The organism is Microbacterium sp. JZ101 (assembly GCF_053903175.1).
The window spans coordinates 520,105-533,667 of the sequence record NZ_CP096400.1; the positions used below are offsets into that span (position 1 = coordinate 520,105).

The 13,563-nt window shown below is 70.5% G+C and carries 19 protein-coding genes and 2 tRNA genes; 17 read left to right on the top strand and 4 right to left on the bottom strand.

What is annotated here, in order from left to right:
- Nucleotides 1-46 precede the first annotated feature (46 nt).
- The 4 genes from M1D56_RS02320 (at nucleotide 47) to cls (ending at nucleotide 3,515) form a co-directional block, all read left to right on the top strand.
- A complete protein-coding gene (locus M1D56_RS02320; protein WP_282980438.1) occupies nucleotides 47-499 on the top strand; it encodes a DUF4383 domain-containing protein in 453 nt (150 codons plus the stop codon).
- Entirely contained in the window at nucleotides 499-1,014 is a 516-nt protein-coding gene (locus M1D56_RS02325) for a hypothetical protein (protein ID WP_456284558.1), read from the top strand. Before M1D56_RS02320 ends, M1D56_RS02325 begins: the two co-directional genes overlap by 1 nt.
- Nucleotides 1,011-1,991, top strand: coding sequence for a cation transporter (locus tag M1D56_RS02330; protein WP_421076185.1), 981 nt, complete (start codon nucleotides 1,011-1,013; stop codon nucleotides 1,989-1,991). The genes M1D56_RS02325 and M1D56_RS02330 overlap by 4 nt, the downstream gene beginning before the upstream one ends.
- Nucleotides 1,992-2,054: 63 nt before the next feature.
- Nucleotides 2,055-3,515, top strand: coding sequence for a cardiolipin synthase (gene cls, locus M1D56_RS02335; protein WP_456284559.1), 1,461 nt, complete (start codon nucleotides 2,055-2,057; stop codon nucleotides 3,513-3,515).
- 4 nt (nucleotides 3,516-3,519) lie between these two features.
- Here cls and M1D56_RS02340 read toward each other — a convergent pair whose 3' ends face one another.
- Both M1D56_RS02340 and M1D56_RS02345 read right to left on the bottom strand, forming a co-directional pair.
- Nucleotides 3,520-4,518, bottom strand: coding sequence for a diacylglycerol/lipid kinase family protein (locus M1D56_RS02340; protein ID WP_456284560.1), 999 nt, complete (start codon nucleotides 4,516-4,518; stop codon nucleotides 3,520-3,522).
- 9 nt (nucleotides 4,519-4,527) lie between these two features.
- Complete coding sequence (locus M1D56_RS02345; protein WP_456284561.1) at nucleotides 4,528-5,130, bottom strand: GNAT family N-acetyltransferase; 603 nt, start codon at nucleotides 5,128-5,130, stop codon at nucleotides 4,528-4,530.
- 75 nt (nucleotides 5,131-5,205) lie between these two features.
- Here M1D56_RS02345 and serS point away from each other — a divergent pair, with 75 nt between their 5' ends.
- The 11 genes from serS (at nucleotide 5,206) to M1D56_RS02400 (ending at nucleotide 12,202) form a co-directional block, all read left to right on the top strand.
- Nucleotides 5,206-6,471, top strand: a complete 1,266-nt coding sequence (gene serS / locus M1D56_RS02350; RefSeq protein WP_271174671.1) for a serine--tRNA ligase — start codon at nucleotides 5,206-5,208, stop codon at nucleotides 6,469-6,471.
- Nucleotides 6,468-7,316: an HAD family hydrolase gene (locus M1D56_RS02355; RefSeq protein WP_271174672.1), complete on the top strand. Its 849-nt coding sequence runs from the start codon at nucleotides 6,468-6,470 to the stop codon at nucleotides 7,314-7,316. The genes serS and M1D56_RS02355 overlap by 4 nt, the downstream gene beginning before the upstream one ends.
- A 93-nt stretch (nucleotides 7,317-7,409) precedes the next feature.
- A tRNA-Ser gene (locus M1D56_RS02360) sits at nucleotides 7,410-7,494 on the top strand.
- 60 nt (nucleotides 7,495-7,554) lie between these two features.
- Nucleotides 7,555-8,871: an LCP family protein gene (locus tag M1D56_RS02365; RefSeq protein WP_282980447.1), complete on the top strand. Its 1,317-nt coding sequence runs from the start codon at nucleotides 7,555-7,557 to the stop codon at nucleotides 8,869-8,871.
- Between the two features lie 13 nt (nucleotides 8,872-8,884).
- Nucleotides 8,885-10,186, top strand: a complete 1,302-nt coding sequence (locus tag M1D56_RS02370; RefSeq protein WP_282980449.1) for an LCP family protein — start codon at nucleotides 8,885-8,887, stop codon at nucleotides 10,184-10,186.
- 64 nt (nucleotides 10,187-10,250) lie between these two features.
- Nucleotides 10,251-10,343: transfer RNA gene (locus M1D56_RS02375), tRNA-Ser, on the top strand.
- Nucleotides 10,344-10,662: 319 nt separating this feature from the next.
- Nucleotides 10,663-10,818, top strand: coding sequence for a hypothetical protein (locus M1D56_RS02380; protein ID WP_456284562.1), 156 nt, complete (start codon nucleotides 10,663-10,665; stop codon nucleotides 10,816-10,818).
- Entirely contained in the window at nucleotides 10,815-11,201 is a 387-nt protein-coding gene (locus M1D56_RS02385) for a type II toxin-antitoxin system death-on-curing family toxin (RefSeq protein ID WP_456284563.1), read from the top strand. Before M1D56_RS02380 ends, M1D56_RS02385 begins: the two co-directional genes overlap by 4 nt.
- A gap of 42 nt (nucleotides 11,202-11,243) precedes the next feature.
- The gene (locus M1D56_RS02390) at nucleotides 11,244-11,417 is read left to right on the top strand and encodes a hypothetical protein (RefSeq protein WP_456284564.1); all 174 of its coding nucleotides are present in this window, start codon (nucleotides 11,244-11,246) and stop codon (nucleotides 11,415-11,417) included.
- A gap of 78 nt (nucleotides 11,418-11,495) precedes the next feature.
- Nucleotides 11,496-11,993: a pyridoxamine 5'-phosphate oxidase family protein gene (locus M1D56_RS02395; RefSeq protein WP_456284565.1), complete on the top strand. Its 498-nt coding sequence runs from the start codon at nucleotides 11,496-11,498 to the stop codon at nucleotides 11,991-11,993.
- A 17-nt stretch (nucleotides 11,994-12,010) separates the two neighbouring features.
- Nucleotides 12,011-12,202: a hypothetical protein gene (locus M1D56_RS02400; RefSeq protein ID WP_456284566.1), complete on the top strand. Its 192-nt coding sequence runs from the start codon at nucleotides 12,011-12,013 to the stop codon at nucleotides 12,200-12,202.
- Between the two features lie 111 nt (nucleotides 12,203-12,313).
- On the opposite strand, the gene M1D56_RS02405 is transcribed toward M1D56_RS02400, so the two are convergent.
- Nucleotides 12,314-12,514, bottom strand: a complete 201-nt coding sequence (locus M1D56_RS02405) for a hypothetical protein (RefSeq protein WP_282980453.1) — start codon at nucleotides 12,512-12,514, stop codon at nucleotides 12,314-12,316.
- Between the two features lie 161 nt (nucleotides 12,515-12,675).
- On the opposite strand from M1D56_RS02405, the gene M1D56_RS02410 reads away from it, so the two are divergent.
- Nucleotides 12,676-12,819 carry a hypothetical protein gene (locus M1D56_RS02410; protein WP_271174679.1) on the top strand — a complete coding sequence of 48 codons (144 nt, stop codon included), beginning with the start codon at nucleotides 12,676-12,678 and terminating at the stop codon, nucleotides 12,817-12,819.
- Here the strand turns inward: M1D56_RS02410 and M1D56_RS02415 are convergent.
- Nucleotides 12,783-12,998 (bottom strand): hypothetical protein, encoded by a 216-nt coding sequence (locus tag M1D56_RS02415; RefSeq protein WP_456284567.1) that lies wholly within the window; start codon nucleotides 12,996-12,998, stop codon nucleotides 12,783-12,785. The two genes, M1D56_RS02410 and M1D56_RS02415, sit on opposite strands and share 37 nt — an antisense overlap.
- A gap of 25 nt (nucleotides 12,999-13,023) precedes the next feature.
- On the opposite strand from M1D56_RS02415, the gene M1D56_RS02420 reads away from it, so the two are divergent.
- Nucleotides 13,024-13,557: a CGNR zinc finger domain-containing protein gene (locus M1D56_RS02420; RefSeq protein ID WP_456284569.1), complete on the top strand. Its 534-nt coding sequence runs from the start codon at nucleotides 13,024-13,026 to the stop codon at nucleotides 13,555-13,557.
- Nucleotides 13,558-13,563 lie beyond the last annotated feature (6 nt).

The following is a 13,563-nucleotide window of genomic DNA, read 5'->3' on the forward strand; positions in this document are numbered from 1 at the left end:
GGTTGCCTGGGGGAACGGCAATCACAGCAGCAGAGGAGACACAAGAATGAGCGACAGAACCGTGAACAGGGTCCGATACGCCGGCACGGCCATCCAGAAGGCCGCGCTCGTGTTCGGCATCGTGTTCCTGCTCGTCGGCATCGCCGGGTTCATCCCCGGGATCACGACGGGGACCGACCAGCTCGAGTTCGCCACGCATACGTCCGGCGCGATGCTGCTGGGGATCTTCCAGGTGTCGGTCCTGCACAACCTCGTCCACGTCATGTTCGGCGTCGCCGGGCTCGCGCTCGCCGGGTCGGCGCCGGGGTCGAAGGGGTACCTCATCGTGGGCGGCGCGCTGTACGCGGTGCTCTGGGTGTACGGCCTCGTCGTGCCGCACGACCACGCGGCGAACTTCGTCCCCCTCAACGCAGCGGACAACTGGCTCCACCTCGTCCTCGCGGTGGCGATGATCGCGCTCGGCGTCTTCCTCGGGCGGGACGCGCGCAACCGGGTCTGATGTCCAGGCACGCGCGAGCCGCCGTCCGCCGCACGCGGGCGGCGGCTCGCGCGCTGTGCGCGGCGCTCGCCATCGGCGCTCTCCTCGCGGCGCCCGGGTGCGGCCTGCGCGTTCCGGAGGACCCCGACGGCACGCTCGACCGCGTGATCGCGGACGGCGTGCTCGAGGTCGGGGCGACGGCCGAGGAGGGCCTCGTCGAGGAGGGGCCGGGCGGCGCGGCGGAAGGGCCCCTCGCCGACCTCGCGGAGGGGTTCGCCGACGAGGTCGGGGCGCGCGTGGAGTGGACATGGGCGAGCGAGGAGTCGCTCGTGGGCCTGCTCGAGCGCGGGAGGATCGACCTCGCGGTCGGCGGCTTCACCGATCAGACGCCGTGGGTCGACCGCGTCGGCGTCACGCGCGGCTACCCCGGCGTGCCGGGCGCCGAGGGGCGGTCGATCGTCATGCTCGTCCCGCTCGGCGAGAACCGGCTCCTGTCGGCGCTCGAGAGCCACCTCGACGAGGAGGTCGGCGGATGAGCGAGACCTGGCGGCGCTTCGGCCGCGCCGACCTGCCGGATGAGCAGCGCGGCGCGCTGCGCAGCGCCGTCCGCTGGGAGATCTTCACGATCTGCTACACGACGGTCACGATCGCCCTCGTCGCCCTCGTGGTCGGCAACTCGCAGGCCATGCGGACCGCGTGGATCGAGGACATGCTCTCCCTCATCCCGCAGCTCGCCTTCCTCGTCGCCCTGCCGTTCGTGCGCAGCGCGCCCTCGCGCCGGTACCCCTTCGGCAAGCACCGGGCGATGGGCGTGGGCCACCTCGTGGCGGGCGTCGCCCTGCTCACCGTCGGCTTGAACCTCGCGGTCGAGGCCGTCGTCGGGCTCGTCTCTCAGGAGCATCCGACCATCGGCACGGTGCGGCTCTTCGGCCACACCGTCTGGCTCGGCTGGCTCATGGTGGCCGTGATGGTCGTCATCGTCGTCGGCCCGGTCTTCCTCTACGGCCCGGCCAAGGCGCGCCTCGCGCCCGTGCTCCACAACAAGCTGCTGTACGCCGACGCCGACATGGCGAAGGCCGACTGGCACACGAACGCGGCGTCGATCGTCGGCGTGCTCGGCGTCGGCATCGGCATCTGGTGGCTGGACGGCGCCGCGGCCCTCTTCATCTCCGTCGGCATCGTGTGGGACGGCGTGCGCAACACCCGCTCCGCGGTCGTCGACCTCATGGACCGCCGCGCGCTCACCTACGACGACGCGGCCCCGCATCCGCTCGCGGCCGCGGCCGTGACGCGGCTGCGCTCCCTGCGCTGGATCGAGGACGCCGCCGTGCGCGTGCGCGACCAGGGGCAGGTCCTCCACATCGAGGCCTTCGTCATCCCGCGTCGCGGCCGGGTCGCCGTCGACCGGCTCGTGCGCGCGTCGCAGGCCGTGGCGGCGCTCGACTGGAAGATCCGCGACGTGCAGGTCATCCCCGTCGACGTGCTCCCCGAGGAAGCCGACCCGGCGCGCTGAGTCGGCGCGGCGCGGGGCCTCGGTCCCCGCTTCGCTAGGCTGGCGGGGACGAGGAGGATGCCGATGGACTGGTGGGCGAATTCCGCGTTCTGGTTCGGTGTCTACACGGTCGTCGACATCATCGTCCGCATCCTCGCGCTCGTCGTCGTGCCCGGCAACCGCAAGCCGACCTCGGCGATGGCGTGGCTGCTCGCGATCTTCCTCCTGCCGATCCCGGGCATGCTTCTCTTCCTCCTCATCGGCAACCCGCGTCTGCCGCGCAAGCGCCGCAGGATGCAGACCGAGATCAACGCCGTGCTGCGCGAGGCGAACGAGCACCTCGAGCGCGGGACGCTGCGGCCGCACGAGCCGGAGTGGTTCACCTCCCTCGTCCGGATGAACCGCGAGCTCGGCGCCCTTCCGCTCTCGGGCGACAACGGCGTGCGCCTCGTCACGGGATACCAGGAGAGCCTCGACGAGATGGCCGAGGCCATCCGCTCCGCCCGGCGCTACGTGCACGTCGAGTTCTACATCCTCAAGTCCGACCGGTCGACGGAGAACTTCTTCCGCGCGCTCGAGGAGGCGTGCGCGCGCGGCATCCCCGTGCGCGTGCTCATGGACCACTGGGCGAACCTCTCCAAGCCGCTGCATCGCAAGACGCGCGATCGCCTCGAGCGGATGGGCGCGGACTGGCACTATCTCCTTCCGCTGCGGCCGCTTCACGGCCGCTGGCAGCGCCCCGACCTGCGCAACCACCGCAAGCTGCTCATCGTCGACGGCGAGGTCGCGTACCTCGGCTCCCAGAACGTCACGGACGCGAGCTACAACGTGCGCGCGAACATCAAGCGCGGCCTGCAGTGGGTCGACCTCATGGTGCGGCTCGACGGGCCCGTCGTCTCGAGCGTCGACGCGGTCTTCCTGAGCGACTACTACAGCGAGACCGGCGAGACGCCGGCGGGCGTCGACCTGCGCGAGATGGACGCCGGGTCGGGCGACCTCGACTGCCAGGTGGTGCCGTCGGGACCCGGGTTCGAGGTCGAGAACAACCTGCGCCTGTTCCTCGGGCTCATGTACGCGGCGCAGGAGAAGATCATCATGATCAGCCCGTACTTCGTCCCCGACGAGGCGCTCATGCTCGCCGTCAGCGCGGCGGTCTCGCGGGGCGTGCGGGTCGAGCTCTTCGTGTCGGAGATCAGCGACCAGGCGATGGTGTTCCACGCGCAGCGGAGCTACTACGAGGCGCTCCTGCGGGCCGGCGTGCGGATCTACCTCTTCCCGCCGCCGTACATCCTGCACACGAAGACGCTCTCGATCGACGACGAGGTCGCCGTCATCGGATCGAGCAACATGGACATGCGCTCGTTCGGCCTCAACTTCGAGGTCTCGCTGCTCGTGCGCGGCGAGGAGTTCGTGCAGCAGCTGCGCCGCGTGGAGGACGACTACCGCGACCGCAGCACGCGGCTCTCGCTCGTGGACTGGGTGCGCCGGCCGTTCGGGAGCCGGGTGCTCGACAACCTCGCGCGGCTCACGTCGGCGCTGCAGTGACCGGTCAGAGCCGGTCGGTCGGGTGCCCCTTCGGCACGGCCATGAGCAGGGCGCCCTTCTCGATGCGGCAGTAGACGCGGGTCGCCTCGCCGAACTCGTCGCCGTCGAGCTCGACCGGCTGCACGTCGACCGACGCGGTCTCGATCCCCTCGCCGCGCAGGAACCGCACCGACGTGTCCCTGCGCCGCTCGACGACGCGGCGGCCGAGCCGAGAGCGCCGCAGGACGGAGTTGTCCCACCACACCTTGCGGAAGACCCCGAGCCATCCGAAGGGGCCGGATGGCTGGATGATCGCGATGTCGAGCTGGCCGTCGGCGACCGAGGCGCCGGGGATGAGCTCGATGCCGGCCGGGAGCGCGCCGCAGTTCGCGAAGAGGACGCTCTGCACCTTGGCCGCGTGGAGGCGGCCGCCGTCGAGCTGGTACACGACGCGGAACGGCTCGGCGCCCGGGAGGGACCGCGCGGCGCCGTCGACGTAGGCGACCCAGCCGACCTGCTTCTTCAGCTTCGCGTTCGTGTTGGCGATCATCGCCGCGTCGAGGCCGATGCCCGCCATCACGACGAAGGCGTGGTCCTCGACGGCGCCGTCGGGGCGGCGCAGCCGCGCGATGCCCAGGTCGATCGCGACCGTGTCGCCGTCGATCGCGGCCCGCACCATCTCCGCCGGGTCGGTGAGGGGGAGACGGAGGTTGCGCGCGAGGAGGTTGCCCGTGCCGCTCGGGACGATCGCGAGCCGCACGCCCGTCCCGTTCATCGCCTCGGCGACCGCGCGCACCGTGCCGTCGCCGCCCGCGACGAGCACGGCCGAGACGCCCTCCCCGAGCGCCCGTCGCGTCGCCTCCTGCCCCGGATCCTCGATCGTCGTCTCGAAGATGAGCGGCGGCAGCCATCCCGCCTCGTGGGAGACGAGCGCGACCGCCGACCGGAGGGCGTCGGACGAGGCGACCTTGACCGGGTTGTAGACCAGCGCGGCCCGCTGCGCGGAGGCGGCGGGGGCGGTCATGGTCACACTCTAAGGCGCGCTCTGCACCGGGGGCCGGACGGTCGGCCACTCCTCAGCGAGCAGGGCGTAGGTGAAGCCGTCGAGCCACTCGCCGGACCGGTGCAGGCTGCTTTTCAGACTGTGCTCTTCGCGCCGCATGCCGATGCGCTCCATGAGACGCCACGAGGGCTCGTTGTCGGCGAAGCACGCGGCGAGCACGCGGCGTACGCCAATCGGGCCGAAGCAGAGATCGATCGCCGCTCGCACCGCCTCCGTCGCATAGCCTTGCCCGCCGTGCGCGGGATGCAGCGTCCAGCCGAGCGAGGCCTGCGCTCCGCGCGCGGGAGCGGTGAGCTCGCGCTGAGACCAGGCGTCCTCGACTCGGAGCATCAGGTCTCCGACGACCTCTCCGTCGTCCGCCCGCTCGATGATGAGCGTGACCGCGAGCTTCTCAGGGTCCGTCATGATCGTGCGGAAGTCGTCGAGCGTCTCGGGGCCGGTCGTGATCCATTGCGAGACCTCCGGTAGGCGGCGGTGGCGCCAGAGCGCATCGACGTCGGCCTCGGCCGCTCTGCGCACGATCAGCCGCTCGGTGCGGACGGGCCAGGCCACGGAGTCGAGCGGGTCGCGCATGCTTCTCAGGATAGGGACGACGGCACCTCCGTCGCGGCGGCGAGCCCGGGCGCGCCCCGCGCCTAGACTCGTAGGGTGATCGACCCCGTACTCCTCCGCGAAGACCCCGAGCTCATCAAGCGTTCTCAGGTCGCGCGCGGCAGTTCGCCCGACACGGTCGACGCGGCCCTCGCCGCCGACGCGGCGCGCCGTGCGGCGATCACCGCGTTCGAGGAGCTGCGCGCCGAGCAGAACGCGTTCGGCAAGACCGTCGCGAAGGCCCCCAAGGACGAGAAGGCCGCGCTCGTGGCGCAGGCCAAGGAGCTCGCGGACCGTGTGAAGGCCGCCCAGGCCGCCGCGAACGACGCCGAGGCCGCGTTCCGCTCGGCGATGGACGCGATCCAGAACGTCGTCATCGAGGGCGTGCCGGAAGGCGGCGAGGACGACTTCGTCGAGCTGCGCCGCGTGGGCGAGATCCCCGCGTTCGACTTCGAGCCGCTCGATCACCTGGCGCTCGGCGAGAAGCTCGGCGCGATCGACATGGAGCGCGGCGCGAAGGTCTCGGGTGCGCGCTTCTACTTCCTCACGGGCATCGGCGCGCGCCTCGAGCTGGCGCTCATGAACTACGCGCTGAACACCGCCCTCGAGCACGGGTTCACGCCGATGATCACGCCGACCCTCGTGCGGCCCGACATCATGGCGGGCACGGGCTTCCTCGGCGCCCACGCCGACGAGATCTACCGTCTCGAGGAGGACGACCTCTACCTCGTGGGCACGAGCGAGGTCGCGCTCGCCGGATACCACAAGGACGAGATCCTCGACCTGCAGGGCGGTCCGATCCGCTACGCCGGATGGTCCACGTGCTACCGCCGCGAGGCGGGCTCGCACGGCAAGGACACCCGCGGGATCATCCGCGTCCACCAGTTCAACAAGCTCGAGATGTTCGTCTACACGGCGCCCGAGGACGCGGAGGCCGAGCACGAGCGCCTGCTCGCGCTCGAGGAGCAGATGCTCACCTCGCTCGGCCTCGCGTACCGCGTCATCGACGTGGCAGCGGGCGACCTCGGCTCGAGCGCCGCGCGCAAGTTCGACACCGAGGCCTGGGTGCCGACGCAGGGCGCGTACCGCGAGCTGACGTCGACGTCGAACTGCACGACCTATCAGGCGCGCCGTCTCGACATCCGCCACCGCCCCGAGGGCGGCCGCACGCAGCACGTCGCGACGCTGAACGGCACGCTCGCGACGACCCGCTGGATCGTCGCGCTGCTCGAGACGCACCAGCGCGCGGACGGCTCGGTCGTCGTGCCCGAGCCGCTGCGCCCCTACCTCGGCGGCCTCGAGGTCATGGAGCCGATCGCGTGACGATCCCCGCGCCCGAGGAGGAGCGCCTCTTCATCGCGCTCGACATCGACGGAACGGTGCTGCTCGAGGACGGCTCGTACAGCCCCGGCGTCGAGGAGGCGGTCGCCGAGGCCGCCGAGCGCGGGCACCTCGTGACGCTCGCGACCGGGCGCAGCTGGGAGTCGACCCATCCCGTGATGACGCATCTCGGCATCCTGCCGCCGTACGTCGTGTGCGCGAACGGGGCGACGATCATGTCGCGCGACCCCGATGACCCGACCGGGTACATCCGCCACACGATCGAGACGTTCGATGCGACCGAGGCGCTGCGGTTCATCCGCGAGCACCTCCCCGGCGCGAACTACATGGTCGAGCTCGCCGACGGCACGCGCCTCTTCACGGAGTACATGGACGACTGGGACCTCAACCGTCCCGGCGCGCGCCACGTCGCGTTCGACGAGATGCTCGGCCTGCAGGTGACCCGCGTGGTCGTCGTCTCTCCCGAGCACGACGGCGACGAGTTCAACGCGTTCGTCGAGCGGATGGGGCTGCAGCAGGTGACCTACTCGGTCGGCTGGTCCGCGTGGCTCGACATCGCCCCGCAGGGCGTCAACAAGGCGACAGCGCTCGAGAAGGTGCGCGAGTGGCTCGAGGTCGACCCCTCGCGCGTCGTCGCGATGGGCGACGGCCGCAACGACATCGAGATGCTCACCTGGGCGCACGAGGGCGGCGGTCGCGGCATCGCGATGGGCCAGGCGCCGGACGAGGTGCAGGAGTGCGCGACGCAGCTGACGCTGCCCGTCGAGGGCGGGGGAGTGGCCGCCGCGCTCTCGGAGCTGGGCGCCGCGACGTCCACGATCGCGTGAGGCGCTGACAGGGCTCGCCCAGGGACCGCGTCGACAATAGCGGGAAGGCCGGTCGACTAGACTCGACGCCAGTCCGCGCGCGAGCGGGGGCACGGAGGGTTGTCCGAGCGGCCGAAGGATCCGGTCTTGAAAACCGGTGGGCAGCAATGTCCCGTGGGTTCGAATCCCACACCCTCCGCAGAGCGGGGCGCGCGCCCCGAGGTCGGAGCACCGTTCGTCCCAGCCCGAGAGGACTCGAGTGAGCGAGACCCCGAAGCACGCCGTGCGGCGCACGATCGCCCGCCACGGGCAGCTCTCCTCGCCCGGACCGGTGCAGCAGCTGCTGCGCGTGCTCGGCGTCGCCCTCGCCGTCGTGATCGTGAGCGCGTTCGGCGTGGTCGGCTACGCCGCGTACGACTTCGGCGCGACCTTCAGCGCGGACGCGGTCGTGCTCGAGGGGCAGGAGGCCGCCCCGCCGGACATCGGCGAGCTCGACAACAAGGGCGTGAACATCCTCTTCGCGGGCCTCGACGCGTGCGAGGAGGAGTACAAGCAGTACTTCGGCGGGCGCTGCCCCGACGACGCGGCCTACGACCCCGAGTCGCGCGAGGCTGTTCTGAACGACGTCAACATGCTCGTGCACATCTCGCCCGAGCCGCGTCGCGTGACGGTCGTGAGCTTCCCCCGCGACCTCATGGTCGAGGGGCCGGAGTGCACCGACCCGCAGGGCGATGTCGCCTCCGCGCTCTCGCGCACACAGCTCAACGAGGCGTACTACCGCGGCGACCTCGGCTGCATCGTGAAGACCATCGAGGAGCTGTCGGGCCAGACGATCGACTACGGCGCGACCGTGACGTGGGGTGGCGTGATCGAGATCACGAACGCGATCGGCGGCGTCGACGTGTGCGTCGGCGGAGAGGGCATCTACGACGAGCACACGGGCCTCGCGATTCCGCCGTCGGAGAAGTACACGCTCGCGGGCGTCGAGGCACTGCAGTTCCTCCGCACGCGCTACGGCGTGGGCGGCAGCGACCTCAACCGCATCAGCAACCAGCAGGTGTACATGTCGGCGCTCGCGCGCAAGCTCACGAGCGAGGAGGTGCTGTCCAATCCCAGCACGCTGCTCACGCTCGCGCGCACGACGCTCGAGAACGTCGACCCGTCGTCGAGCCTGACGAACCCGGTCACGCTCGTGCAGATCGCGATGGCCGCGAAGGACGTGCCTCTGCAGGACTTCACGTTCGTGCAGTACCCGGTCGTCGACGACCCGTACGACAGCAACCGCGTCGCTCCGGACTACGCCTCGGCCGAGGCGCTGTGGGCCGCCCTCGAGCAGAACGTCCCGCTGCAGATCACGGGCGACACCGGCGGCGGCGCCATCCTCGCGGAGGGCGAGGAGGGAGCGGAGACCCCCGCTCCCGAGGACACGCAGGCGCCCGTGGAGACCACGACGCCCGAGACGCCCTCGATGACGGAGACGCCGGCCCCGACCGACACCCCGGCGAGTGGCGAGCTGAGCGCCAACGTGCACGGCTCCGACGCGAGCCAGGTCACCTGCTCCAACGGCGTCGGCTGAGCCGGAGACGCGGATGGCGCAGCGGCGGGGCACGATCGCGCAGCACGGGCTGCTGCGGACGCCAGGGCCGATGCGGCAGCTCGTCCGAGTGCTCGGCGTCGCGCTCACGGTCGCGCTCGTCAGCGGCGCGGGCGTCGCCGCCTACGCGGCGTGGGACTTCTCCTCGGCGTGGAGCGAGGACGCCGTGGTGCTCGACGGACAGGAATCGGCGCCGCCCGACATCGGAGCACTCGACGACGAGGGCGTGAACATCCTCTTCGCCGGGCTCGACGCGTGCGAGGAGGAGACGAAGCATCTCTTCCCGGGGCGGTGCGACCCACGCGTGACGTACGACGAGACCACGCGCGCGAGCGCCCTCAACGACGTCAACCTGGTGATGCACATCTCGCCGGAGCCGCGCAGGGTCACCGTCATCAGCTTCCCGCGCGACCTCATGCTCAGCGCGCCCGAGTGCTCTCTCCCTGAGGGCGGCACCGCGCCCGCTGTCGATCGCATCCAGCTCAACGAGCTCTATCAGCGGGGCGACATCCCGTGCGTCGCGAACGCGCTCTCGGCGCTGTCGGGGCTGCAGATCGACTACGCGGCGTCGATCACGTGGGGCGGCGTGATCGAGATCACGAATGCGATCGGCGGCGTCGAGGTGTGCGTCGGCGGCAAGGGCATCTACGACGAGAAGAACACCGGTCTGGCGCTCGCACCCGGTCAGCACACCCTCGTCGGACAGCAGGCGCTCGAGTTCCTGCGCACGCGCCAGGGCGTCGGCGACGGGAGCGACCTCGGCCGCATCGGCAACCAGCAGGTGTACATGACCGCGCTCGTCCGCACGCTCATGAGCGACGCGGTGCTGCGCGACGCCGGGAGGGTCCTGTCGCTCGCGCGGACGACGCTGGAGAGCGTGCGTCCGTCATCGAGCCTCACCGACCCCGTGAAGCTCGCGCAGATCGGGATGGCCGCGGCGGACGTCCCGCTCTCCGACTTCACCTTCGTCCAGTACCCGGTCGTCGACGACCTCTACAACAGCAACCGCGTCGCACCCGACGAGGCGTCCGCAGAGGCCCTTTGGGTGGCGCTCGCGCAGAACGTCCCGCTCGAGATCACGGGCGACACGGGCGGCGGCGCCGTCCTCGCCGAGGGCGAGGAGGCGCCCGCGCCCGAGGGCACGCAGGACCCGGGCGAGACGCCCGCATCCGGGGCGCCTTCGGCCGCGCCGACGCCCGCCCCCGCCGGCACACCGGCGAGCGGGGAGCTGGGGGCGAACGTGCGCGGGTCGGATGCGAGCCAGGTCACCTGCTCGAATGGGCGGGGCGTGCTCTGAGCCGCGGTTCGCAGCACCCCCTCGGACCCGTTAGGATGGTCTACGTGTCTGCGTGCAGGCACCTGGAGACGTCGCATAGTCAGGCCTAGTGCACCACCCTGCTAAGGTGGAGTCCCCTTTAAGGGGACCGAGGGTTCAAATCCCTCCGTCTCCGCCAGACGTCAGAGCCCGACCCCGTGATCACGGGGCCGGGCTCTTCGCGTATACGCTGCGAGGGTCGGCGTTGCTCCCAACACAGGTACTCGAGCAGCAAGCGGACCAGGTTGACCACGTCCTCCGCATCAGCAAGCGCAACCGTGAAAAGATCCGGAACCTCAAACTGCGCCAACATGCGGCTGATCGTAAGTCGTGAAACCGCTCAACGAATCGCGGTCGAGTTCGCCCCAGGGAACTCACGCGTGAGAGGATCGATAGTCAGACCCGTAATGCGTAGTATTAGGCGCGACGGGAAGTTCCACGAGTGTTAGGTTGCGAGCATGGTCGTCATCGGACGCGGTAAGGGAGAAGTCCTCCACAACGCGCACGAGTCCCGTGAGCAGGCTGAGATCGCATACGCGGACCGTGAGATTGTCCTGCAGCTCGCTAGCAAGATCGCCGGCGAGAACCAGGAGCTGATGCGCCGCCTCGCGTGAGGTTCTACTACCTCCGCGCGGAGGACATCCGAACGATCAACTACGCCTTCTGCGGCCCAGGTGCTGGCGTGCGCGACGAAGTCGGCTTCATGTCCATCGTCGACAAGCCGGCCATGACCTACCTGGGTCAGGATCTTTACCCTGGTGTGTTCGAGAAGGCTTGCGCCTACCTGCACGGGTTCGCCACAACCCAGTTCTTTCGAGACGGCAACAAGCGCACTAGCTTCCTGTCAGCGACAGTCTTCCTCGATATCCACGGGTACGAGTGGCAGGGCCCCGACGTGGACGCCGCGGAGGAGTTCCTTCTGTCCGTAGCGGCAAAGCAAGTCGACGAACCTGGCGTCATCGCCTGGCTGAAGGAGCGTTGCGTTCCTAAGCAGTGATGTCCTCGGTTCGAAGAGGACCACCTTCATGGACTTCCTGCTGTGCGCAGCAGCGTGCGGCTTGTCCTGCCCCTCGACGTCATCGTGGACCAGCTCTGGGGTGCGTGCTATCACCGGCTCCTCGTGCTCAAGGTGCCGCTGGACGAGGAGATCGTTCCTCGCCTCGTCGACCAGGCGCTCTTCGGCGCGGCCCGGCCCGATGCCACAGCCCGGTGACCCTGTCAACCGAGTGCGCCCGGCGACCCGCGCGCGTAGCGTCGCACGTGATCCCACCTCGAGACGACGGAGGACCACATGCAGGAGACGCCGCACGCGACCGACCAGGACCTCGCCCGCATCGCCGGGATCGTGAGGTCCGCCAAGATCGGGCTGCTCACGACCACCAGTCCCGAGGGGCAGCTCCACAGCCGCCCGCTCGCCGCGCAGGACGTCGAGTTCGACGGCGACCTCTGGTTCTTCACCCAGGACCCGAGCGAGAAGGTGCGCGACATCGCCGTGCACCCCGCCGTGAACGTCGCATTCGAATCGGGCAAGGGCTACCTCTCGGTCGCCGGCATCGCGGAGGTCGTGCACGACCGGGCGAAGGTGGACGAGTACTGGACCCCCGCGGTCGAAGCCTGGTTCCCCGAGGGGCGGGAGGATCCGACCGTCGCGCTCATCCGCGTGCGCGCAGAGTCCGCCGAGTACTGGGCGACGGATGAGCCCGGCATCGTGTCGGCGTTCAAGATCGCGAAGGCCGTCGTGACGCGCACGCAGCCCGACGTCGGCGAGAACCGCGCCGTCGAACTCTGAATCGAGAGGAGCACATCATGGCAGATGCCCAGAGCCAGCCCGAGGAGAGCGTCGACGAGGAGGCGGCCGACACCATCCTTGACGACCCCAGCACGGAGAAGGACCCGGGTGAGGAGCCCAAGGCGCCTCAGCCGCATGAGGGGGAGCCGAGCCACCACGCGGTCGGCATCGGCGTCATCGACGCGGAGATCCCGGGCGAGGAGGAGTAGTCCTCACCACGCGGCGACGTCGCCGATCGCGAGGCCGTCGGGGGTCGCGGTGAGGGGGCCGTGTCGAGACGCCATGCCTCGATCCTCACACGGCCCCCGCCGCCGCCGATGTCAGGGGAGGTCCTCGACCTCCACCCGGTCGTCATCGTCCTCTGCATCGTCGCGCCCGGGGCCGCGGATGGCATCGGGCGGCACCTCGCCGTCGCTCGAGCCGAGCCCGGGCGCGCCCTCGTCGGGGAGTCGGTCGGGGTCGCTCACGGCGTTCTCCCGCGCGAGGTCGGAATCGGACGTCTTCTTCTCTTCTGCGCTCATGTCGCGATCCTCGCGCGGAGCGGCGGATGGCGCGAGGGCGTTGACAAGCTCGGGATGCGCTGCGACGCCGTCGCGCTATCGCCAGACGGCCCGCGGCGCAAGGGGATGACGTCGCCCGGTCGCCTCCCGCAGGGTGGAGAGGACCCGACGAGGAGGACACCATGGGCAGGGAAGACGAGATCAAGCGCCAGGAGGACGAGGGCGAGTACACCGACGTCGAGGAGCCGGACGGCGAGCGACGGCCCGACCGGGTCATCGAGGAGCCCGGTCAGTACACCGACGTCGACCGCGACGAAGAGGTCTGAGCGGTCGGCATGACGGCGCCCGGGGCGAGCAGGTCGACACGTCGGGCGCCGCACCGCGTGCAGCGGACGTAGAGGACGACGCCCTCGGACGTCGGATGGCGCGACTCCGTGCGCCATCCGTGCTCGCACGTGCGCGCGGCCGCGAGGTCGACGAGGTGCTGGCTGCGCGGGGAGGTCATGCGACCAGCGTGATGTAATGCTCTTATGCATCTCAACCCTTACGGCGAGTACGCGGTGCTCCTCGCGGCGTCGCTCGCGAACGCATGGCCGCACGATCGCGCGGGCATCGAGAGCCGCACGCGCGACTTCGGGATGACGATGCCGTTTCCCGAGCGCCCCGATGACCACGCCGCGACGCGCGAGGTGATCGACCGCTGGCTCGCGGTGGTCGACGCGGATTCGCCGGATGAGCGCGCCCGCCTGCTGAATGAGCTCATGAAGGAGGCGACCGCGTACCCGCGTCTGACCGACCATGACGGCGAGGGATGGCACCTCCACTACCGCGACGACGACCAGTCGCTCGCGCACGTGCTGCTCGCCGTCATCTCCGTCGGGACCGCTCTGCACCTGACGACCCGCGGGATGACCCGGCTCGGGCGGTGCGCCGCGGGCCGCGCGCCCGGCGATCCGTGCCGCAACGTCGTCGTCGACATCACCCGGAACGGCCGGCAGCGCTACTGCTCCGTCCGCTGCGCGAACCGCGACGCCGTGCGCCGCCATCGCGCCCGGCTCCGGTGAGCGTCG